Source organism: Aerococcus urinaeequi, from assembly GCF_001543205.1.
Lineage (GTDB): Bacteria > Bacillota > Bacilli > Lactobacillales > Aerococcaceae > Aerococcus > Aerococcus urinaeequi.
On sequence record NZ_CP014162.1, the window covers coordinates 1056285 to 1077428 of the forward strand.

Annotated in this window: 18 protein-coding genes and 1 pseudogene; 8 read left to right on the forward strand and 11 right to left on the reverse strand. The window is 40.0% G+C overall.

Going from position 1 to position 21144, the window contains the following annotated elements:
• Positions 1-68: 68 nt before the first annotated feature.
• Positions 69-1088, forward strand: a complete 1020-nt coding sequence (locus tag AWM74_RS04735) for a branched-chain amino acid aminotransferase (protein WP_026465569.1) — start codon at positions 69-71, stop codon at positions 1086-1088.
• 163 nt (positions 1089-1251) lie between these two features.
• Here the strand turns inward: AWM74_RS04735 and AWM74_RS04740 are convergent, their stop codons facing one another.
• The 7 genes and pseudogenes from AWM74_RS04740 to AWM74_RS04770 all read right to left on the reverse strand — a co-directional run bounded on the left by AWM74_RS04740 (position 1252) and on the right by AWM74_RS04770 (position 8874).
• Complete coding sequence (locus tag AWM74_RS04740) at positions 1252-1755, reverse strand: nucleoside 2-deoxyribosyltransferase (RefSeq protein ID WP_026465570.1); 504 nt, start codon at positions 1753-1755, stop codon at positions 1252-1254.
• Between the two features lie 69 nt (positions 1756-1824).
• Entirely contained in the window at positions 1825-2490 is a 666-nt protein-coding gene (locus AWM74_RS04745; protein WP_034258014.1) for an HD domain-containing protein, read from the reverse strand.
• 28 nt (positions 2491-2518) lie between these two features.
• Positions 2519-3193 carry a deoxynucleoside kinase gene (locus tag AWM74_RS04750; protein WP_026465572.1) on the reverse strand — a complete coding sequence of 225 codons (675 nt, stop codon included), beginning with the start codon at positions 3191-3193 and terminating at the stop codon, positions 2519-2521.
• 121 nt (positions 3194-3314) lie between these two features.
• Positions 3315-4004, reverse strand: a complete 690-nt coding sequence (nrdG, locus tag AWM74_RS04755; protein ID WP_051218186.1) for an anaerobic ribonucleoside-triphosphate reductase activating protein — start codon at positions 4002-4004, stop codon at positions 3315-3317.
• Positions 4005-4065: 61 nt separating this feature from the next.
• Positions 4066-6336 (reverse strand): annotated as a pseudogene (gene nrdD / locus AWM74_RS04760) (anaerobic ribonucleoside-triphosphate reductase).
• Positions 6337-6614: 278 nt separating this feature from the next.
• A complete protein-coding gene (locus AWM74_RS04765; protein WP_051218166.1) occupies positions 6615-8624 on the reverse strand; it encodes a DUF438 domain-containing protein in 2010 nt (669 codons plus the stop codon).
• Positions 8605-8874, reverse strand: a complete 270-nt coding sequence (locus tag AWM74_RS04770; protein ID WP_003142836.1) for a DUF1858 domain-containing protein — start codon at positions 8872-8874, stop codon at positions 8605-8607. The genes AWM74_RS04765 and AWM74_RS04770 overlap by 20 nt, the downstream gene beginning before the upstream one ends.
• A 221-nt stretch (positions 8875-9095) precedes the next feature.
• Here AWM74_RS04770 and AWM74_RS04775 point away from each other — a divergent pair, with 221 nt between their 5' ends.
• The gene (locus AWM74_RS04775) at positions 9096-9455 is read left to right on the forward strand and encodes a metal-sulfur cluster assembly factor (RefSeq protein ID WP_081665635.1); all 360 of its coding nucleotides are present in this window, start codon (positions 9096-9098) and stop codon (positions 9453-9455) included.
• A 247-nt stretch (positions 9456-9702) separates the two neighbouring features.
• The gene (locus AWM74_RS04780) at positions 9703-11802 is read left to right on the forward strand and encodes a copper-translocating P-type ATPase (protein WP_261340366.1); all 2100 of its coding nucleotides are present in this window, start codon (positions 9703-9705) and stop codon (positions 11800-11802) included.
• Between the two features lie 383 nt (positions 11803-12185).
• Here AWM74_RS04780 and dhaL read toward each other — a convergent pair whose 3' ends face one another.
• From dhaL to dhaM, 3 genes are all read right to left on the reverse strand, one after another.
• Positions 12186-12761: a dihydroxyacetone kinase subunit DhaL gene (gene dhaL / locus AWM74_RS04785; protein ID WP_026465576.1), complete on the reverse strand. Its 576-nt coding sequence runs from the start codon at positions 12759-12761 to the stop codon at positions 12186-12188.
• Between the two features lie 24 nt (positions 12762-12785).
• Entirely contained in the window at positions 12786-13778 is a 993-nt protein-coding gene (dhaK, locus tag AWM74_RS04790) for a dihydroxyacetone kinase subunit DhaK (protein ID WP_026465577.1), read from the reverse strand.
• Positions 13779-13853: 75 nt separating this feature from the next.
• On the reverse strand, positions 13854-14240 hold the full coding sequence (gene dhaM, locus AWM74_RS04795; protein ID WP_026465578.1) for a dihydroxyacetone kinase phosphoryl donor subunit DhaM: 387 nt from the start codon (positions 14238-14240) through the stop codon (positions 13854-13856).
• 312 nt (positions 14241-14552) lie between these two features.
• Here dhaM and AWM74_RS04800 point away from each other — a divergent pair, with 312 nt between their 5' ends.
• The gene (locus AWM74_RS04800) at positions 14553-15737 is read left to right on the forward strand and encodes a MalY/PatB family protein (RefSeq protein WP_026465579.1); all 1185 of its coding nucleotides are present in this window, start codon (positions 14553-14555) and stop codon (positions 15735-15737) included.
• Positions 15738-15824: 87 nt separating this feature from the next.
• Here the strand turns inward: AWM74_RS04800 and AWM74_RS04805 are convergent, their stop codons facing one another.
• Positions 15825-16718: a cation diffusion facilitator family transporter gene (locus AWM74_RS04805; RefSeq protein WP_026465580.1), complete on the reverse strand. Its 894-nt coding sequence runs from the start codon at positions 16716-16718 to the stop codon at positions 15825-15827.
• A gap of 248 nt (positions 16719-16966) precedes the next feature.
• On the opposite strand from AWM74_RS04805, the gene AWM74_RS04810 reads away from it, so the two are divergent.
• The 4 genes from AWM74_RS04810 to AWM74_RS04825 all read left to right on the forward strand — a co-directional run bounded on the left by AWM74_RS04810 (position 16967) and on the right by AWM74_RS04825 (position 21136).
• Positions 16967-17341, forward strand: coding sequence for a MerR family transcriptional regulator (locus tag AWM74_RS04810; RefSeq protein ID WP_003140773.1), 375 nt, complete (start codon positions 16967-16969; stop codon positions 17339-17341).
• Between the two features lie 85 nt (positions 17342-17426).
• Positions 17427-18647: an LL-diaminopimelate aminotransferase gene (locus tag AWM74_RS04815; RefSeq protein WP_026465581.1), complete on the forward strand. Its 1221-nt coding sequence runs from the start codon at positions 17427-17429 to the stop codon at positions 18645-18647.
• Between the two features lie 207 nt (positions 18648-18854).
• Positions 18855-19697 carry a MetQ/NlpA family ABC transporter substrate-binding protein gene (locus AWM74_RS04820; RefSeq protein WP_060774344.1) on the forward strand — a complete coding sequence of 281 codons (843 nt, stop codon included), beginning with the start codon at positions 18855-18857 and terminating at the stop codon, positions 19695-19697.
• A 446-nt stretch (positions 19698-20143) separates the two neighbouring features.
• Complete coding sequence (locus tag AWM74_RS04825) at positions 20144-21136, forward strand: mannose/fructose/sorbose PTS transporter subunit IIB (RefSeq protein ID WP_026465583.1); 993 nt, start codon at positions 20144-20146, stop codon at positions 21134-21136.
• The last annotated feature ends 8 nt before the right edge of the window (positions 21137-21144 follow it).

Genomic DNA, 21144 nt, shown 5'->3' on the forward strand with positions numbered 1-21144 from the left:
ACTTAGACAAATGATATCCAGACTAACACGAATTTCATATAAACACATGATTTGAGAGGATGAGCAACATGACAGTAGATATCAAATGGGAAGAACTAGGTTTTGAATATATGAACTTGCCATACCGTTGGCGTGCCTATTGGAAAGATGGCGAATGGTATAAGAGTGGTTTGGAAACTGAAAATACGATTCAGATTGAAGAAGGGGCGCCTATTTTACATTACGGACAAGGTGCTTTTGAAGGATTGAAGGCTTTCAAAACAAAAGAAGGCGATATCCAAGTCTTTCGTCCTGATCAAAATGCGAAACGTTTAAATGCGTCAGCAGCCCGTCTAGTGATGCCTGAAGTGCCAGAAGAAGACTTCATTCATGCAGTTAAAGAAGTGATTAAAGCAAATGCTGAATACGTGCCACCATATGGTACGGGTGCTTCATTCTACCTACGTCCAACTTTAATTGGGGTAGGGGATAATATTGGTGTGCGCGCGGCTAGTGAATATATCTTCACTGTATTTGCCATGCCTGTTGGCCCTTACTTCAAGGGTGGTATGGTACCAACAGCCTTTACAACGTCTGAATTTGACCGTGCTGCACCTCATGGTACAGGGGCAGCGAAGGTTGGTGGAAACTATGCAGGTAGTTTACAACCAGGTATTGAAGCTAAGAAACAAGGCTACTCTGACGTTGTATATTTAGATCCGGCTACACATACAAAAATTGAAGAAGTAGGTTCCGCAAACTTCTTTGGTATTGAAAAAGATACCAATAAATTTGTGACCCCTAAATCACCTTCAATCTTACCGTCAATCACTAAATACTCATTACTTTGGTTAGCTGAACACCGTTTAGGCTTAGAAGTTGAAGAGGGCGATGTGTATATTGATGATTTAGACCGCTTTAGCGAAGCAGGAGCATGTGGTACAGCGGCTGTCATTTCACCAGTATCATTTATTACCCATAACGACCATAAACATGTATTCTATTCAGAAACTGAAGTAGGCCCAATCACTAAAAAATTGTATGATGAATTTGTGGGCATCCAAAATGGTGACGTTGAAGCACCTGAAGGCTGGATTGTTAAAGTTTAAGATAAGGCCAGAACAATTAAAAGCGATTAGCTTAATAGATAAAAACAAATAGTTTGCTTGATTTTTGATGAAAATTTTAAAGGCATGAAAGGGCGGTTAAATTCCTTTCATGCCTTTTTTTTGTATGCAAAAAGCACCAGGCTAACCTGATGCTTGTTATTTTTTAGATAACATCCATGTCTGGAAGTGGGTTTGTTGGGAAGTGATTGAAGTCATAAGTTGCTAATTCATTGATATCAGTCATGAAGTAAGTACCTCCACGCGCAATCATCAAGTTTAATTCTTTACCTTCTAAACCATTTTCGCTTAATAAGACAACGATAGCTGGTTTGTGCATAGCACGCATGAAACCTAACTCAAAGGCTGTACCGTCATCAACGTTTTCAACGTCATATAAGAAAACACCAGCGTCTGCAGTATTCATAGCAGATAGGTCGTTTTGGTAAGTCGCTACTTGCCATTCGAATGAACCAAAAATACCTTCTGGATCACGGTCAAAAGATGTGTCTTTGTATTGATGATCAAATGGGAAATGAACAACACCAACAGTTGGGTTCGCGTTTAAGGCTTTTGTCGCTTCCTCTACACGGCGAACTTGGTCAGGATTGAAAAAAGGTGTTGCTAGATATAGCTTAGTGCTTGCTGAAGTATCTTTACGTTTATCCAATGATATAACCTCTTTCTTAAATTCAAAATGACTTGCTAATTATATTCTACAATAAATTATACGAATTGTTTAAATATTTCCTTGCCACTCAGCCATAAATTGGTCAAGAAATTGTCGCATAAAAAGTGTCCGCTCATGCGCAATCTCTTTGCCAGCTTCTGTATTCATAGAATGTTCTAGTTTAAGTAGTTTTTCATGAAAATGGTTAATTGCAGTTGAAGGATGGTTGCGGTAATCATCCTTATTTTTCACATCAATCACAGGGATTGTTGGATTATAAATTTCATTATTAGCGTGACCGCCGTAAGCGAATGTGCGGGCAATCCCCATTGCACCAAGAGCATCAATTCGGTCTGCATCCTGAACGTACTGGCCTTCTACCGACAACTCATACTGGGTAGTTAAGTTTTTTGAGTAGGACATATGTTGAATAGTATAAAGAATATTTTCTCGACTAGCTGGCGAAAAATGTAACGCATCTAAAAGTTGTTCAACTTCCATTTGGCTAAAAATAATATCTGAAACTAGCTTGTCATCAATTGTATCGTGTAAATATGCAGCGGCTTCAATGATAATCAAAGCCTCAGTATTACTTTCACCATAATCTGCTATATACAGGGCTTTAGCGAGTTTAGCAACTCGGTCTGCATGCCAGTAATCATGACCAGTGGGGTCAAAAGCCATGCGTTCTCTTGCAAATTCTTGAATTTTTTTAAGTCGTATTACCATTTCCATTTGCCCATCTCCTTAAACAAACAGTATTCTATTTAAATGTGTCGGCAGTCACAATATCATTTGTGATCATAAAGTCTTTAATATCTTGAATTAAGACATTTTGATGGTGGGGATACTTGACCAAGTCGTATTTTTCCATATCAATGAACATCACTTTAGATTGATTATAGTGATTTTTCACCCAATCATCATAACCAGACCATAAGCGGTGGTAATAGTTGGTGAGTTCCTCTCCTTGTTCAAAGTCACGCCCACGATTTTCTATGCGGGTCATAACAGTTTCAAAAGAGCCATGTAGATATAGCATTAAATCAGGGTGCTTGCGCGGGATTTCGGCTAATTCTTCCATCATATTACGAGATAGATTTTCGTAAATTGAAAACTCTTCTTCACTAATACGGCCAATGTCTGTATTCACTCTAGCAAAGTACCAATCTTCAAAAATAGATCGATCTAAAACTGTTTTATCTTCTCTAGAAGCTTGCTTAATTGTTTTAAATCGTGAATTCAAAAAATCCAATTGTGTTAAAAATGGATAACGCTTCAACAATTGCTCTTCTGGACTAGCTTTGTAAAAATAAGGCAGCATAATGTTATCTTCAACTGATTCGTAGAAGGGTTTAAAGTCTAATTCATCTCTGATTAAATTTGTAACGGTGGTTTTACCTAGGCCGATCATCCCACCAACGGTTATCATTGTCATTGTGTAACTCCTAACTTTTTTTAAAATCATAAACCTTTAAATGAAATGGTTTAGCTAAAAAATCATTCTATACCTATCTCAGAATAAAAGGTAATTTGATATTTGTAAACCGATAAAATAATTACTTATATGGCAAGCCATCAGCATTTGTCCAAAGTACAAGCTCATTCTTTTGAAGACTCGCTGGGACATCAATAATTCGCTGGTTGCTACTTCCCCTAAACTGTAAAGTTAGATCCATTTGATCTTGTAGGAAACGACCATCAACCAACACATCGATTAAGTCTAAGAGGGCAAGTTTATCTTCTGAATCGACTAGTAACTCTTCAAAGGTATAACCTGACCAGCACCAAATATCTTTACTGTGCCCATAGCGGTCACGTAAAGCTTGGCATAGCGGTAGTAAGACATTAGTGTTTAGCATAGGTTCCCCACCTAATAAGGTCAAACCTTGGCAGTAACTAGCCCCAATATCTTCCAAAATTTGATTTTGTAGTGCTTCAGTGTAATCAATTCCGTAGTTGAAATTCTGGACAACCCGGTTGTAGCAGCCTGGACAAGCAAAGAGACAACCACTGACGTAAATGGAACAACGAACACCTTCGCCATCCACAAAGTTATAAGCTTTGTAGTCAGCGATTTTTCCTCTAGACCAATCTTTTGCTAACCATTCTTTAGGTTCTGGGTTGTTGGGGGATTTGGGTGCGCGCTGGGCTCTTCTAGCTAACCTCTTTTGAATTAATTCGGCCCGTTTAATATCTTCTTCACTAAGAAAGTCTTCAGGTCGCGCCTCTTGCTTGTCTTCCACCATAGACCGTTCGGTATATTTTTTAGGAATTAAGGATTTTTCCGTCTGTTTGGCATTTTCATCCTTATGGTTGGTTGTCAATCTGATCACCCCATACTGGTTCATTGTAGACAATGGCATCTTCTCCGTCCGCTTCAAATGAGGTATTTACGCGACTTTGAGAGAGATGTTTTGTCCGAGATGAAATTTCTTTATGTCGTCCGTGTACCATTGGTCGTTGCTGTGGATTACCGAGGTAACCACAAGTCCGTTTAACGACATCGCAGGTTTTAGGGTTATTATTACCACATTGTGGGCATTTAAAGCCGCGGTCAGTTGGTTCAAAATCACCATCAAAACCACATTCATAGCAGTGGTCAATTGGGGTGTTAGTCCCTAGATAGCCTACCCGGTCATAGGCGAAGTCTCATACAGCTTCAAGCGCTTTAGGATTTTGTCTCATATTTGGGTACTCACAGTAGTGAATGAAACCACCACTTGCATATTTTGGATAGTCTTTTTCAAATTCAAGTTTCTCAAAAGGTGTAGGTGATTTGCGGACGTCATAGTGAAATGAGTTCGTATAGTATTCTTTATCCGTAATATCTGGTATTGATCCAAATTTTTCAAGGTCTAATTCACAAAAACGGTCTGTCAGACTTTCCGCTGGCGTTGAATAGATACTAAAGTGGTAGCCGTAGGTATTTCCTAGATGATCAGCTTTTTGCTTCATCGTTTTCAAAACAGACAGGGTAAAGTCCTTTGCGTCAGGATTTGACTCCCAATTAGGGCCATAAAAAGCTGTACCGATCTCATATAAACCGATATATCCCATTGATATAGTAGACCGTTTCTGATTAAATAATAGGTCGACTGGCTCATCCTCATTTAACCTTTTACCAAAGGCACCGTGCATATATAATATCGGTGCATTTTCTGGCTTAGCTTCCTTTACCCGGTTGATACGGAATAAAAGCGCATCCGCCATAATATCTAGCCGTTCATCTAATATGCTAAAGAATCGTTCTTGGTTGCCTTTAGCTTCAAGTGCAATCCGTGGTAAGTTTAAACTGACCACGCCAAGATTCATCCGGCCACTATTCACTTCTTGCCCATGCTTATCTTGCCAAGCCTGTAAGAAAGACCGACAACCCATGGGTGCTTTGAAAGAGCCTGTTAATTCAACAATTTTGTCATACATTAAGACATCCGGGTACATTCTTTGCGTCGCACAAGTCAGTGCTAATTGCTTGATATCGTAATTAGGATCTTTAGGTTCAAGGTTTACCCCTCGTTTAAGGGTGAAGACCAACTTAGGAAAAATGGCAGTCCTTTTTTCCTTGCCTAATCCTTCGATACGAATATCAAAAATGGCTTTTTGAATTTCTCGCTCATACCAAGAAGTCCCTAAACCAAAGCCAAAGGTTGTAAAGGGTGTCTGACCTTGAGAAGTATATAAAGTATTGATTTCGTACTCTAGACTTTGGATTGCATCGTGGATATCTTTTTTCGTACGAGACTTTGCGAAGACCTCTTGTTTTTTGGCACCATCAATCCATTCTCTAGCAATAGCGAGATTCTTTTTGTAATTCATTTCTGCATAAGGCGCTAAGACTTCGTCTATGCGGTCAACAGTCGTACCACCGTATTGACTAGATGCAACATTAGCAATAATTTGAGCCGTTTGAGCTGATGCTGTTTGAATGGATTTTGGTGATGCCACTTCGGCGTTACCAATCTTAAAGCCATTACTAAACATATTTTCTAGGTCAATCAATGAACAGTTTGTCATTGGTGCGTACGGATTATAGTCTAAGTCATGGATATGGATATCCCCTTTTAAGTGCGCATTAGCGACATGCTTTGGTAGCATTTTAAGGCCGATAGCTTTCGACACGATACCTGCTGTTAAGTCACGTTGGGTATTAAAGACCTTACTATCCTTATTGGCATTTTCGTTCACCACATCTTGTGCCTTATTGATTAGCCCTTGCATACGAGTCTGGATGTTAGTTGCATTGGCAAACCTTTCTTCAGTCGCTTGTCTGTTTGCTAGATAGGTCTCTGCTATATGGGTAAAATTTTTGTCTTGTAAAACCTGTACTAACTGGTGATGAATAGTGGTCACCTCTATGGCGTCATTAGGGTTTGCTTTTTGAATATCGGCTAAATTTGCTAATACTTGGTGCAATATTAGGTTGATATCAGCTGTTTCAGCTTGTTTACTTTGACTTGCTTTTATAATGGATCGTTGTAATTTGTCGACATCAAAAGCGACCGTTCGACCATCACGTTTGTGTACTTTTACTTGGTCAAAGCTATCTTGGTGTAATATTTCTTGAACTGATTGGGCCATGAATAGTGCCTCCTTACTATAACATGAAAAATAAGTTTAGACACAACATATAGTGTCTTTATCATAATATTTTATCATATATAGTGTTCCGTACAAGGGTAATCGAAAATGGTGCATGGGTCAAAAAGTAAAAATGAAGAAAAATAAACAATTAATGTATGATTTTAAAAAGCGAAAAATAAAAACGGTCAAAAAACCACCATGACTGATTAAAGAATGGTGGTATTGACCGAATAGTTTATTTAAATGAGCCTAATTCAAACGAGTCATCTTTTGAATTAAAAAAAGTGCTTTTCTGTATTTGCTAAATTTCGGTAGTCTTGAATATCTAAGACAGCCTCTACTACCCCGCGGAATTGATCTTGATCATCAAAAGTGGCTAGGTATTCGATATGTGCAAAAAAATTAGGGCTAGAAAAGCTCATTGGCTGAATAATCAGACGAGCATTTTTTAAATCATCTAAAAGTTGCGCAATCTTTGGCCATAAGCGTGGTGGATGACAAAACTCAATGTCACGACCGATTTCCAAAGGTGAGCGTTTGAAAATCATCTGATCATAAGGCACCACGTGGTTGAAATATCTAAAGCGAAAATTTTCGTCTATATAGGTAATTTCAAAAGGCAGGGTGTTCATTAAACTGGTGAACTCAGCAAGGGATAGATAGCCATTTTCCAAGTCTAATGGTTGATCAATGGCCACTTGGTCTGGTCTAGTGAGCAGTTGATTGTGGTGACTATACCAATCAACCTGTACATATCCATCGGAAAATTGTATCGTTTCACTTTGTTTGCTAGTGAGATTTTCTTCGAGTCGTACTAAAGTTGTCAATTTTTTGTTTTTTAAATCTGCTTCATCCGGTCCTTTAACAGAACGGTCTGTGCCTGGGGCGATGTCAATAAACCGTTGAATATCCTGGACGCATTCGACGATGCCTAAGAATTGATGATCATCATCGAATAGTGGTTGATATTTCACATAAATCATTGCAGTACCCCCAGCGCTTGTTTCTTGGAACCAGTAGGATACAGCCTTTTCTTGACCAGATTTTAGTTTTTCAAAAACTGGGTGAATTGTTTTCCAAACACTGGCTGGAAAAAGCGTCTGTGCAGCCATCCCTATCTGACAATTTTCACGATATTGAAAGGGGAACCCCGTCTTATCTTGACAGGGCAGGGTGTAATTTGTGTATTGAATATGTCCTGCTGAATTGATAAAGGTAAGGGTGACTGGTATCCGGTCTAAGATAATCCGCATTTGGTTGATAGATAAGAATCCATCGCCAACAGGGAGTGGCATGTCAGGGTCAATGATCGCTTGCTGGTAGCTTTCTGTAGCTTGAAATTCGGGTTTGCTTTCCCAGCTGATGAGCATAGCGCCATCAGGAAAACTGATTCTTTGGCTTTCAATGATGGCTTTACGTGGCTGGTCTACATTTTTGGTAAGTGGTGTAGTGTCTTCATGTTGGTCATCATCTTTTTCATCTGAACTTGTCCATGTACCTGTAGGTCGGATAATCGCAAAGCCGTAAATATCACTTTGTTCACTAACCTTGGCCCAATCTTGACTAGACAAACTTTCGGCTAGAATATTTATAAGAATGGCTTCCTCTTTAAAAATCATCTCCTTAAATTCATATTCAAAATCTGCAAAAGCTAACTTTGCTGTCGCTAATCTTTCTGTAAAATCTTTACTTCTTAATAAATCAACTTGCTTTAAAGCTGCTTGAAATAGGTCACGAATCTCATCATCTTTGGCCCACATAACTTTGGGTGGCGCATTATAACCGTATTTTTCAAGCAGTGGAAAGAAAACCCGTTCTTTACGAGTATAGTGGTGTTCAAATTGCCCTAAGAGTTGGTATTGCCGCTTCAGGCCGTCTGTAAAGTCTAAGCGACTAGGATCCTCTTCGTTTAAGGCTTCTAAGGCTTTAAAAATATTGTTGATTCGGTTAATGCAGGCTCTAAAGGCCATGTTTTCAGCTTTAAATACCTGAACGGGATGATTTTCTTGTTCGATTTCTACAGCTGAATGACCTGTTACTTGGTCTTCAAACATGCGGGCATGTACGTTACACAATTTCAAGACATCTTCAAAGGTGATGTCATTATCGTCTTCGTAGATAATTTTTTGCTCCATCATGGCGATTTCAATGGCCGAAACACCGGAAAAGTGCTGGTTAAATGCTTCTTGTAAACAGTTAGGGTCTACGCCATGATGAAGTTGCGTCAACATGTCAGTAAGCACCTGTAATCGTTGTTCTTCTTGGTTAGTATGCTTCTTTTTCATTATTTTTCTTTACTCCAATTGGTTGATAGCCATTGTAAATCAGTTGTTGGCAGATAAATGCTACGGAGACGCCTGCGATTTTAGCACCGCGATTAAGGGTCACAAATTGGCCGATAGATTGGCGTAAGATTGGGTCTTCCAAAGGGGTAAAACCAATTTCAACTAATAAAGCTAATAGGTCGGGATGGTCGTCGATGAGCGTTTTGACAGGTTGGTTAAAGTCAACAGTGAAATCATCGGTAGGGTTCATATGCAATCACTTATCCTTTTATACTTTTGAGTAGTTGGTTAAATAACACTACTACTTGAGAAGAATAGTAAAGTTTCTGAGCTTTGAAAGCAATAAACCTAAGGATGTAGATTTATCTTAATACAATATTGTATACGAATTAAAATGAGATCATCCTTTCTTTGACCCTTGAAGAGCTAGCTAGCTAAAGTGGTAGTTAACGCAAAGGAAGGAGTGAAGAGATGTCCGTATCAGCAAACACATATGGGATTGTTTTTAAAGGAGAGGCTGTGAACCACCAAAAGGTCATAATGGCGCAATTATTCGAGGTTATCGACCCAGAGTTAGGGATTGATTTTCCAAATTTAGGTTTAATTTATGAAGTAGATCTAAATCTCACAGGTGAGTGTACTGTAGTGATGACCCTTACGACATCAGCTTGTCCATTAGTATTTGTGATTGAAAAGGACTTTCAGGAAAAACTGAGTCAAATAGCTATCATAAAGGCAGTGACTGTGACGATTACATTCGATCCTGTTTGGTCAATCCAACGACTAAGTCCTTTTGCCTGTGTCTGCCTAGGTATGCCGATTCAAGGATAAAAAGCACTAGGACTGCATGAAATGCCTCTTTTTATGAAGGGATAGATAAACTTATCTGAATACGCTCTATTACAGTAATAAAATTCGAAAAACATACTTAAATTGTTTTTAAACAGCTCAACCTGGAAAAAGTATTCTTGATTGACGCATGATTATTTGCATTTTCAAAAGAAGAAAACTATACTGGAATTAAATATAGTTTACAAATGTAAACATATATAACTATTATACAGTATGGAGGTAGAGAATGATGGATAAAGAAAATAAAACAAAACATCATCATGATATGCACCATGATTACGACCACGAACATATGAATCACGGCGAGCATAACCATGACCACCACAATCATAGTGGCCACGGTGATCATGGACATGGCGGACACGGCGCTCATATGATGGCTGATTTTAAGCAACGTTTTTGGGTAGTTTTGGTATTATCTATCCCATTAGCGATTATTGCACCTATGCTGATGCACTTGTTTGGTTACCATATTGATTTTCCGGGCCAAGGGCTTTTAGAGTTTGGTCTTGCTACTGTTGTATTCTTTTACGGAGGTAAACCCTTCTTAAGTCATGCTTGGGATGAATTGAAATCAGGGGTTCCGGGTATGATGATGCTGATTTCTCTAGCGATTGTCGCAGCTTATGTCTATTCGGTTTTAACCACCTTCTTCATTAGTGGAATGAACTATTATTTTGAACTTGCTAGCTTGATATTGATTATGTTGGCGGGACATTACATTGAGATGAAGGCACAAATGTCAGCGGGTAATGCCGTTGAATCGCTAGCCAAACTCTTACCATCAGATGCTGAAGTGATTCATGAAGACGGATCAACAAGTGAAGTAAAAGTCGACCAATTGAAGAAGGGCGACCGTATCTTCATCCGGCCAGGTGCGAAGATTCCTATCGACGCTACAGTTTATGAAGGGCATTCTGAAGTAGATGAATCAATGTTGACTGGTGAATCTGTCCCCGTATTAAAAGAAGCGGACGCGAAGATTGTTGGGGGTGCTATTAATGGGGATGGTATTCTAAAAGCTACTGTAACGAAAACGGGTACGGATACTTATTTAGCGCAAATTATTAACTTAGTTACTGACGCGCAAGCACAAAAATCTAAGGCACAATCAATTGCTGATGTTTGGGCTAAATATCTATTTTATATCGCTTTAGTTGCAGGGATTATCGCCTTTGTTGCGTGGACGGGTGTCGATGGCTATTTAATGGGCTTACAGTTTATGGTAGCAACCTTTGTTATTGCCTGTCCGCATGCACTTGGGCTGGCAGTTCCCTTGGTAAATGCTGAATCTACGTCCTTAGCTGCTGAATCTGGTTTATTTATTCAAAACCGTATCGCTTTTGAAGATGCTCATAAGATTGATAAGATTGTTTTTGATAAAACAGGTACTCTTACTCAAGGTGAATTTGGGGTAGATGAGATTACTGTGATGGATGACAAGTTTAATGAAACGTCTCTTTTACAAATTGTCTACGCGATTGAAAGTCAATCTGAGCATCCAATTGCTCGAGGTATAGTGAAAGAAGCTGAAAGTAGAAAGCTTGAAAAATTACAGGTTGCTGATTACCACAATTTAACCGGTAAAGGACTTGAAGGGACTGTAGATGGGAAAAACATTCAAATCCTCAGTCCGAAAGCTACTAGACAAGCAGGTTATACATTTGATGAAGAAGCTTTTAAGGCTTCTGCTTCTAAAGGTAGAACCGTTGTCTTTGTCATCTATGACCAGGTGCTAGTAGGTGCTATTGCAGTATCCGATATTGTTCGTGAAGAGGCTAAAGCAGTGGTAGCTGACCTACAAAGTAAAGGGATTCAAGTATTGATGTTAACCGGTGATAACCAACAAGTTGCAGATTCAGTAGGACAAGCGCTCCATTTAGATGATGTCTTCGCGGAAGTTTTATCTGATGAAAAAGCCGACAAAATCAAATCACTACAAGCTGATGGTGGACGTGTTGCTATGGTTGGTGATGGGGTCAACGATGCGCCGGCCCTTGCACAAGCTGATTTAGGGATTGCAATTGGTGCAGGGACAGATGTTGCGAGAGAAACAGGCGATATCATCTTGGTTGATTCAAATATCCATGATGTCTTAAATATTCTTAACCTATCAAAAGCAACCAAACAAAAGATCAATCAAAACCTCATGTGGGGTGCGGGTTATAATGTGGTGGCTATTCCACTAGCGGCTGGTGTTTTAGCTGGATTAGGTATTGTCCTTGGGCCAGCATTGTCAGCTATCATTATGTCCTTGTCTACCGTTGTCTGTGCAGTGAATGCACGGATGTTACGCCGTGCTTATAAGAAACTACAAGCCAATTAATTCAAAACAAAGAGAATGTATGTATAGTTTATTGATATCTAACATGAACCGCAACAGTCTGATAATTCAATTAACTGGGAAGAGGATAGCATTCATATGATAGAGAAGACTACTAGGATGTTTCTTATGAAAGAGGAGTCTGTTGATATGAGAATAGTAAGATTAGGACAAACAATATGCCTAAATAGTGATTTCCTTTCTTCACCGCATGTTGCCTAAACTGACAGCGTGAGAGTATGTTTATATAGACATAGCAAAACATCAAAAATAATTCTTTTCAACAGCAGATTTGAGTGACCTTTGTTCGGTGAAGAACGCCTCTCTGAGAATAAGACAAATGAAATGAAGCCCCCTTTTTGACAAGAAGGAGGCTTCATTATATTTTATGCTTGTGCCTTGATTAAGGCTTCAAATAAGTATTTACTTGATTCAGCTCCTGGATCGGGTTCACCAATAGACCGTTCTCCATAGTAGGAAGCACGACCTTTCGTCGCTTTAAGTTCAGTCGTTTTAGTGCTAGCTTCATCTAGTATTTCTTGATTTAGATTATTCGCTTTAAGGGCTTCAACAGCTGGATGCCACATATCAACCATCGTTTTTTCACCAGGTTCTGCTTTACCTCTTTGTTGAATTTTATCTAAACCAGCAGCAAAAATATCCGCGAGGTTTTCTGAGTTTTTAGCCGTTGTTGCCATGGCTAGGAAGGCAGAACCATATAAAGGACCGGATGCACCACCAATCTTACTCATGAGGGTTTGCGCAACAGTCATAAACAGGGCTGATACATCTGCTGGTTGTTTGCTTTCCAAGGCTTCCTTAGTAGCAACTGCACCGCGGGCCATGTTATTACCGTGGTCCCCGTCACCGATTTTTTGGTCTAAATCAGATAGATAAGCTTTTTCTTCTATTAAGCGGTCAAACCATTGGTCTAACCAAGTCATTGTTTCATTTACATCCATACATGACATCCTCTCTTAACTAAATTATCCCCAAGCTGCAGTGTTTACCGGCGCTTGTAGGGCACTTACCCAGTCTGCGTCCTCAAGTTTCAGTAAGGTTAATGACGCCCCCTGCATCTCCAGTGAAGTCATCAGGTCTCCTACCTTAACAAAATCAACTTCTACCCCTTCATCTCCCAACTGTCCTTGAATATCATTCCAGAATAGGTAAAGTTCCATTAACGGTGTACCGCCCATCCCATTGACCAATACGGCAAAACGGTCTCCAGTTGTCCAGTTGAATTCTTCTTTTAGTCTACCAATTAATTCCGCAGCCATTTCTTTTGCAGGTTTGATTTTCTCACGACGGTAACCAGGTTCCCCGTGGATCCCAATACCATATTCAAATTCATCATCTGCAATGTCAAAACCGGGTTTACCAACTTCTGGAACGGTTGCAGCTGTCAAAGCAAGACCGATAGATTTAAGATTGTCATTTACTTTTTCCGCGATAGCTTTTAAGTCACTTAAAGATTTACCTTGGTCTGCGTAGTAGCCGATGATTTTATGCATGAAGACTGTACCGGCAATCCCGCGCCGACCGGCAGTATAGGTAGAATCTTCCATAGCGATATCGTCATCCACGATGATTGCGGCGGTTTCAATACCTTCAGCTTCCGCAAATTCTTGAGCGATCTCAAAGTTCATCACATCTCCGGTATAGTTTTTGATGACTAAGAAGACACCAGCCCCATTATCAGCAGCTTTAATCCCTTCTAAAATTTGGTCAGGTGTTGGAGAGGTAAAGACTTCCCCAGAAACGGCAGCTGATAGCATCCCTTTACCGACGAATCCTGCGTGACTTGGTTCGTGTCCAGATCCACCACCAGAAACAATTCCCACAATATCAGGCGTTTCTACTGTACGGTATAGGACTTGAGTATCTGGCACTTGAGCAAGAATATCCGCATGGGCACTGGCTAAACCCTTGACCATTTGGCTGACAATATCACCGGGTTGGTTGATAATTTTTTTCATGAAAAAACCTCCTTAGGCATGGATAACATGGTTACAATCAACGACTTTAAATAAGATAAGCATGCGTTAAGACATTTAGCTTTGTTCTTTAATGGCTTCTAAAATTTGGTCTGGTGTACGGTTAATGGTTGATTGAACAGCACCCACATAAGCCCCTTCAACCAGCGGCCCTTCAACAAGGTGGATATGGGCTTTTATCTCGTCCTCCACGAAGTCTAGCGCCGTTTCCGCCGATAAGACGGCTGATCCCATATCCGTGAAGATGAAGATTTCTTTATCTGAATTGGCAAAAATGGCTTCCGTTATTTTGCTAACGGATGTACCGATTTCACCATCATCGGTACCACCTGCAGCAATGACTGAAAAGGCATCGTTGTCATCAGGCACCATGGTTTCTAGCAATTCTTTCAGACCTTCTGTGATAGTTTGACTATGAGACACTAATATAAGTAGATTTGTCATATATGAAAAGCCTCCGTATCTAAGTTTTCTAAAAAATTATGTACACGCTTACATTCTATCAAGAAAATGTTAAGACAACAAGCAACAGCCATTGGACTTAAATGAGATGTCATGATTAGTGAGTAAGACTTCGGACTATACTTTCCTAGCATTGCGCTGAAGAGCTGGACTAGCGGTGGACTAGAATTATTCAAGGTTTTGATAGATTAAAACGATTACCTTTAAGCGATTGTCCCTTGAATCAAAGTCCTATTAGGTATGATAGAATGAGAATATCAAGACAAGGGTAGACAAATTATAGGAGGCACAAGTATGGTAGATATTTTAAAAGACTATAGCCCAGATCGTTCAAATACAAAAGCAATGAAGTGGCATGATTTAGAGACAGTTTTTGGGGACAAAGATTTATTGCCGATTTGGATTGCGGACATGGATTTTGCGCCAGCCAAAGAAGTGACGGCAGCCATTCAATCTTTTGTGGATGACCAATACTTTGGCTATTATTCAGTGCCAGATTCTTATTACCAATCAATGATTGATTGGTCAAATGACCATTTCCAATATGAAACAAAAGCTGAATGGTACCGGTTTGCACCAGGTGTATGTACGGGTATTGCCTTTGCCTTACATGCGTATACCAATGAAGGGGACAACATTTTAATTCAAAACCCCGTTTACAATCCCTTCCGTACGGTTATTGAAGAAGCTAACCGGACTTTAGTGATGCAAGATTTATTGGGCAATGAACAAGAAGGGTACACAATTGATTTTGACGCTTTGGAGAGTGCCTTCAAAGATGACGATATCAAGGTTTTCTTATTCTGTTCACCGCAAAACCCAACTGGTCGTGTTTGGCATCGTGATGAATTGGCTAAAGTAGTGGCTTTATGTAAGCAATACGATGTCTTATTATTCTCTGATGAAATCCACCGTGATTTGATTATGCCAGGACATGAGCATATTGCTATTGGAAATATTGACCCAGATTTTGACAATTATGTCCTTTTTGCCTCGCCATCAAAAACCTTTAACTTAGCTGGTTTTAACCATTCATTTATGGTGGTGCCACGGGCTGATTTAAGAGAAAAATTGGATACGTTCTTACATGCGATTCATGTGACTGGCGGACAGCCTGCTGGTTATATCGCGTCAGAAGCGGCTTATACCTACGGGGCGGAATGGGTTGAGAACGTCAACCAAGTGATTTGGGACAATTACCAATTACTTAAAACAACAGTCCAAGTAGCCTTGCCACAAGTTCAATTCTCAGACTTACAAGGGACTTACCTTGCTTGGCTTGATCTAGGGGCTTATGTGAAAAATGCAGACCTGAAAGAAGTGGTTCAAGACCGTGCCCGTTTAGGTGTCAATTATGGGACTACTTACTGGCCAACTAGACCAGAAGATACCCATATTCGGATTAATCTAGCGACTAAAACAGAGATTATTGAAAAAGCTGCAAATAATTTAGTTAAAGCAATTCAAGAATGGCAATAGTCTGTCGTGACACTAGTCGATATACATAAAAAGACCTGCTTCTCATATTGAGCGTGGCGGGTCTTTGTTGTAAGTATATTTAATGGATTAGTTTTCTTGGTAGGGTTCGACATGGACGTCGATGGCGGTGACATCTTCTGTTTTTTGTAGGGCGGATTCTACTTTTTCAGTGATAGCATGACCCGCTTGAACAGAAATTTCTGGGTCTACTAAGATGGTAATGTCGATATAGACATTGGCCCCGTAATTACGGCCGCGGATATCAGAAACTGCGCGCACGCCAGGTACCATGAGGACTATTTTTCGGTAGTTATCTAAGTCTTCTTGGGGGAAGCCGTCTGATAGGGAAAAGGCGGATTCTTTGAAGATGTCATATCCTGATTTGATAATGATTAAGCCAACGACAATAGCCATGGCACCATCTAGCCAAAGGATACCGGTACGACTTAGGACGACCGACAAGGCAGTTGCGAAAGAGGTCAGGGCATCGGATAAATTGTCCTTTGCAGAAGCTTTAAGACTTGGACTATTGAGTTTATTGCCAAGACGGTTGTTGTACCAGTAAACACCGGACATAATGACCCCAGAAGACAAGCCGACAACCGCATTAATGGGTGTTGGAGCTGCGTATGCTTGGTTGATTAAGGCCGTAGTTGAATCAATGGTCACCGTAATCCCGATATAGAAAATCACGAAGGACATAATCAGTGTAGTAATGGTTTCAATTTTATAATGACCATAACGGTGATTTTGATCAGCTGGGCGTTGGGATAGGATCATGCCCACTAGTAGGGCGATTGACGCAAATGAATCGGTAAAGTTATTCAAACCATCCGCAAAGACCGCATCTGAGTCAAAGCTGTATCCGACAAGGAGTTTGGCGGTCGAGATGATAACGTAAGTGACGATACTGAGATAAATTCCGCGCCGGGCTATTTGTGGGTTGGTGTTGCTTGGTGTCATGTTAGGTTCATTTTCCATGTGAAAACCGCTCCTTTAAATTGAATTGATAAAGGGTAAAACTTGCCAATCTAGAAAAAAGCAATTCTTTCCATTATAGCGACTGGCCAAACACTTTTCAAGGTATTTTACCTAGAAATGACATGTCTTTATTACAAAAAAATTGTCTGAATTTCCACAGGATTTCGATAAAATATGATTGACTTAATATGTCAAGTAATATAACATGAGATTAAAATACAATTAAAAAAGAATGAAGGTGAGTTGGCATGAAGGAAAAAGAGCTACGACGTACGCTAGCTGTTTTCCCAATTGGGACAGTTGTACAGCTAACAGATTTGACACCGAGACAGGTGCGTTATTACGAAGAACAGAAGTTAATTAAACCAAAACGTTCAGAAACAAATCGCCGCATGTACTCCTTAAATGATGTCGATCGATTATTAGAAATCAAAGACTATTTAAATGAGGGTATGAGCATCCAAGCGATTTATAATACATATAACCGTCAACATACGCAACCTAAAGTGGCAGATACCAAGCAGCTGACCGACGAAGATGTTCGCCGCATTCTATATAATGAAATCTTGAACCAAGGTGGTTTCAGAAATGCTGGCGCTGACCAAGACTATCCATTGCGCTAGGTGCGACAAAATTCGTTACGGCTCTCATACCTTAAAAAATGAAAGTGACTAAAAAGTAGCATATATGATATAGAGGAGATTTTTTATGAACCAAATTAATAAAGATTACCAACGATTACCAGGCTCTTATTTATTCGCAGAAGTAAAACGTCGCCAAGAGGCCTATGAAACAGCACATCCAGACCAAAACGTGATTCGATTAGGTGTTGGGGACGTTACTTTACCTTTGGCACCAGCAGTCATCGAAGCCTTACATAAGGCCGTAGACGAACAAGCAGATGCCGCTACTTTTAAAGGTTATGCGCCAGACCACGGTTACGACTTCTTACGTGAAGCCATCCAAAAAAATGACTTTGCAGCGCGTGGTGCAGATGTGAAAGTGGATGAAATCGTTATTTCTGACGGTGCCAAATCAGATTCTTCAAACATTCAAGAAATTTTTGGCCCAGACATCAAAATCGCTGTTGGTGACCCTGTTTACCCAGTTTACATCGATTCAAACATCATGGCTGGTCGCGGTGGTGACTACAACGAAGAAACTGGTAAATGGTCGGACTTGGTTTACTTATCAGCTACTGCGGAAAATGACTTTAAACCCGCGCTACCTGAGGAGCCAGTTGACTTGGTATACCTTTGCTACCCTAACAACCCTACAGGGACAACTTTAAACACCGCTGACCTACAAAAATGGGTAGACTGGGCTAACGAAAATGATGCGATCTTAATCTTCGACTCAGCTTACGAGTCATTCATTACTGAAGAAGACGTGCCACATTCAATCTTTGAATTACCAGGTTCACGTACTTGCGCTATTGAAATCCGTTCATTCTCAAAACGTGCCGGCTTTACTGGTGTGCGTTTAGGGGCTACGATTATCCCTCAAGAGTTAGAAATCGATGGCGTATCCCTATTAGACTTATGGAAACGTCGTATTTCAACGAAATTCAACGGTGCACCTTACATCGTACAACGTGCTGGAGAAGCAAGTTACTCTGAAGAAGGTAAAGCGCAAATCGAAGAAATGTTAGCTTACTACCGCCGCAATGCCATCCTGATTAAAGAAGGTTTGGAAGAGGCTGGCTATGAAGTTTTCGGTGGTGTGAACGCGCCTTACGTTTGGTTGAAAACACCAGCAGGAATGGACTCATGGGACTTCTTTGACTTCCTATTAGAAAATGCACAAATCGTTGGGACACCAGGTGTTGGTTTCGGTCCTTCAGGTGCCGGCTACTTCCGTTTAACAGCCTTCAATACCTATGAAAAAACAGCAGAAGCTGTTGAACGTATCAAGGCTTTAAACAAATAGTTAAACGATCGAAAAGGGTAGGACCTCGGTTCTGCTCTTTTTGTTTGCACAAATTTAATCGAAATCATGCTGTTTTTTTCTCAAAGCCAGTGTGCAATCTGTTATCGCTTTTTTCGATTATTCTTGAGTGATTACTCCTCCAGTCAATACCTTACATGTCATGTTAAGATGGGAATAATAGATAGACTTGATTGGGAGGAATATATAATGAAGAAATCTTTGTGGTTATTAACGGGGGGAGCCATTTTCCTAGGGGCATGTGTCAATAGTGGATCAGGTGAATTGGCGCAAGTTTCCGTGGCTTCGCGTGGGTCGGATGTTGAAATCTGGGACTTTATCGCAGAGTCAGATGCCGCAGCTGAAGTGGGACTTGATATTGAGGTGATTTCAATTGACGGTGACGGGGTCCAAACCAATACGGCAACGGCTGAAGGAGAAGTAGACGCCAACGCCTTTCAAAATATAGGCTACATGGACACCTTCAACGAAAATTCTGACAACAAATTAGTGCCAAGCGCGACTACCTACCGAGAACCAATGGGGGTTTATTCTGACCAGTATACCGACATTGACCAGGTGGCTGATGGTGACTTAGTAGGGATTTCAACCAATAGCGCGAGTCAGGCCCGCGAATTAGCTGTCCTTGCAGGGGCTGGATTAATTACCCTAGCTGATGATTTCAACCCCAATTCAGGTACAATTGATGACATCACAGACAATCCCTTGAATTTAGAATTTATTGAAGTAGACGAGTTACAATTAGCCCGTAGCTTGCCGGACTTAAACCTTGCAGTCATCGGCAACACTATCGCCCTAGAATCAGGTCTAAACGTGACGAAAGATGCTATTTTCGTTGAGGAATTGGATGAGAATGCCAATGGCACGATCAATGTGATTGCTACTGCAGCAGGCAACGAAGACGATGAAAACATACAGAAATTGTCTGATTTATACCATTCTGAAGAGGTTCAAGACTTTATCACTGAAGAGTTTGATGGCACCAAATTAGAAGTTCAAGTGCCGATTGAAGACGTTTGGTCAGCAGACTAAGTAATAGATATGTCAAGATCAGTGTCATATTTCCTGTCATCATTGAAGGATTAAAACAACTTTTCTGGCTAAAGTTGATATTATTTTATACAAGGAATTGATTATGCGCAAAGTACAGAATCTATACAAAATCTGATTTTGCGCGTTTTTTGATGTATATGAGAAAACTTTAATCGAAAGACTAAAGATAATTTTGCAATCTTTATAACTTATACAATATGTTAAGTGGAAGGTTGATTTAACAGCATTTAAAACTATTTTTTGAGTAAAAGGGTATATTTAATTATTTTAAAGTCTAGTCATGCGCAAACTTTTGCAAAAAAATGACGGATTTTGACAAAATGACTGATTTTCTCCAGTATTTTATGATTGTATTTGGTAGATTTTACTTATATAATTGAAAACGGATACAAATGTCCAAATTTTATTTAGGGAGGTTTAATAGGATGATAGGAATTATTTTAGCGAGTCACGGTAAGTTCGCTGAAGGTATTAAACAATCTGCTGAGATGATTTTCGGAGAACAAGAAAATCTTCAGGCAGTAACCTTTATGCCTGAAGAAGGACCAGATGATTTACGTGCCCATCTTTTAGAAGCAGTCGAATCTTTCGATGACACGTTACAAATTCTATTTTTAGTTGATTTGTGGGGAGGTTCACCATTCAACCAGGCCAATGCAATTCACGAAGAAATGCCAGAACGCACAGCAATTGTAAGTGGGTTAAATCTACCAATGCTCTTAGAAGCTTTGGGTCAACGATTTGGTTCTGATCAAGTGGCAGATGTTGCTAAACACATTTTAACAAGAGACGTGTCAGGTATTCGTGTAAAACCTGAAGCACTTGGGGAAGGCATTGACGCCCCAGCAGCTGCAGCTAGCGAAGGTAGTCAAGAAGAGGAACAAGTTGGTACCTTAAAACCTGGTACTGTATTAGGTGATGGGAAGATTAAGTATGTCCTAGCACGCGTGGATACCCGTTTATTACACGGTCAAGTAGCCACTGGTTGGGTGAAATCAGTTAACCCTAACCGTATTATCGTTGTATCGGACAAGGTAGCCCAAGATGACATGCGTAAATCATTGATTCAACAAGCGGCGCCAACAGGTGTTCGTGCCAACACAATTCCAGTATCTAAATTAGCGGAAGTTGATAAAGACCCACGTTTTGGTAAGACAAAGGCATTATTATTATTTGAAACTCCACAAGACGTATTAGCAGCAATCGAAGCTGGTGTAGATATCAAGGAAGTAAACTTAGGTTCAATGGCGCATTCTAAAGGGAAAACAATGATTTCAAGATCATTGTCAGTAGACGAGGAAGATGTAGCTACTTTACAAAAATTAAAAGACCTTGGGGTTAAATTTGACGTACGTAAAGTCCCTGCAGATTCAGACGAAAACTTAGATAAACTGTTGAAAAATCATAACTTGATTTAAAAGGGAGG

Bases quoted from the DNA above. Each gene is read 5' to 3' on its own strand.
- AWM74_RS04735 (WP_026465569.1), top strand. From the start codon at position 69: ATGACAGTAGATATCAAATGGGAAGAACTAGGTTTTGAATATATGAAC.
- AWM74_RS04745 (WP_034258014.1), bottom strand. From the start codon at position 2,490: ATGGAAATGGTAATACGACTTAAAAAAATTCAAGAATTTGCAAGAGAA.
- AWM74_RS04750 (WP_026465572.1), bottom strand. From the start codon at position 3,193: ATGACAATGATAACCGTTGGTGGGATGATCGGCCTAGGTAAAACCACC.
- nrdG (WP_051218186.1), bottom strand. From the start codon at position 4,004: ATGGTGGAAGACAAGCAAGAGGCGCGACCTGAAGACTTTCTTAGTGAA.
- AWM74_RS04765 (WP_051218166.1), bottom strand. From the start codon at position 8,624: ATGAAAAAGAAGCATACTAACCAAGAAGAACAACGATTACAGGTGCTT.
- AWM74_RS04770 (WP_003142836.1), bottom strand. From the start codon at position 8,874: ATGAACCCTACCGATGATTTCACTGTTGACTTTAACCAACCTGTCAAA.
- AWM74_RS04775 (WP_081665635.1), top strand. From the start codon at position 9,096: ATGTCCGTATCAGCAAACACATATGGGATTGTTTTTAAAGGAGAGGCT.
- AWM74_RS04780 (WP_261340366.1), top strand. From the start codon at position 9,703: ATGATGGATAAAGAAAATAAAACAAAACATCATCATGATATGCACCAT.
- dhaL (WP_026465576.1), bottom strand. From the start codon at position 12,761: ATGGATGTAAATGAAACAATGACTTGGTTAGACCAATGGTTTGACCGC.
- dhaK (WP_026465577.1), bottom strand. From the start codon at position 13,778: ATGAAAAAAATTATCAACCAACCCGGTGATATTGTCAGCCAAATGGTC.
- dhaM (WP_026465578.1), bottom strand. From the start codon at position 14,240: ATGACAAATCTACTTATATTAGTGTCTCATAGTCAAACTATCACAGAA.
- AWM74_RS04800 (WP_026465579.1), top strand. From the start codon at position 14,553: ATGGTAGATATTTTAAAAGACTATAGCCCAGATCGTTCAAATACAAAA.
- AWM74_RS04805 (WP_026465580.1), bottom strand. From the start codon at position 16,718: ATGGAAAATGAACCTAACATGACACCAAGCAACACCAACCCACAAATA.
- AWM74_RS04810 (WP_003140773.1), top strand. From the start codon at position 16,967: ATGAAGGAAAAAGAGCTACGACGTACGCTAGCTGTTTTCCCAATTGGG.
- AWM74_RS04815 (WP_026465581.1), top strand. From the start codon at position 17,427: ATGAACCAAATTAATAAAGATTACCAACGATTACCAGGCTCTTATTTA.
- AWM74_RS04820 (WP_060774344.1), top strand. From the start codon at position 18,855: ATGAAGAAATCTTTGTGGTTATTAACGGGGGGAGCCATTTTCCTAGGG.
- AWM74_RS04825 (WP_026465583.1), top strand. From the start codon at position 20,144: ATGATAGGAATTATTTTAGCGAGTCACGGTAAGTTCGCTGAAGGTATT.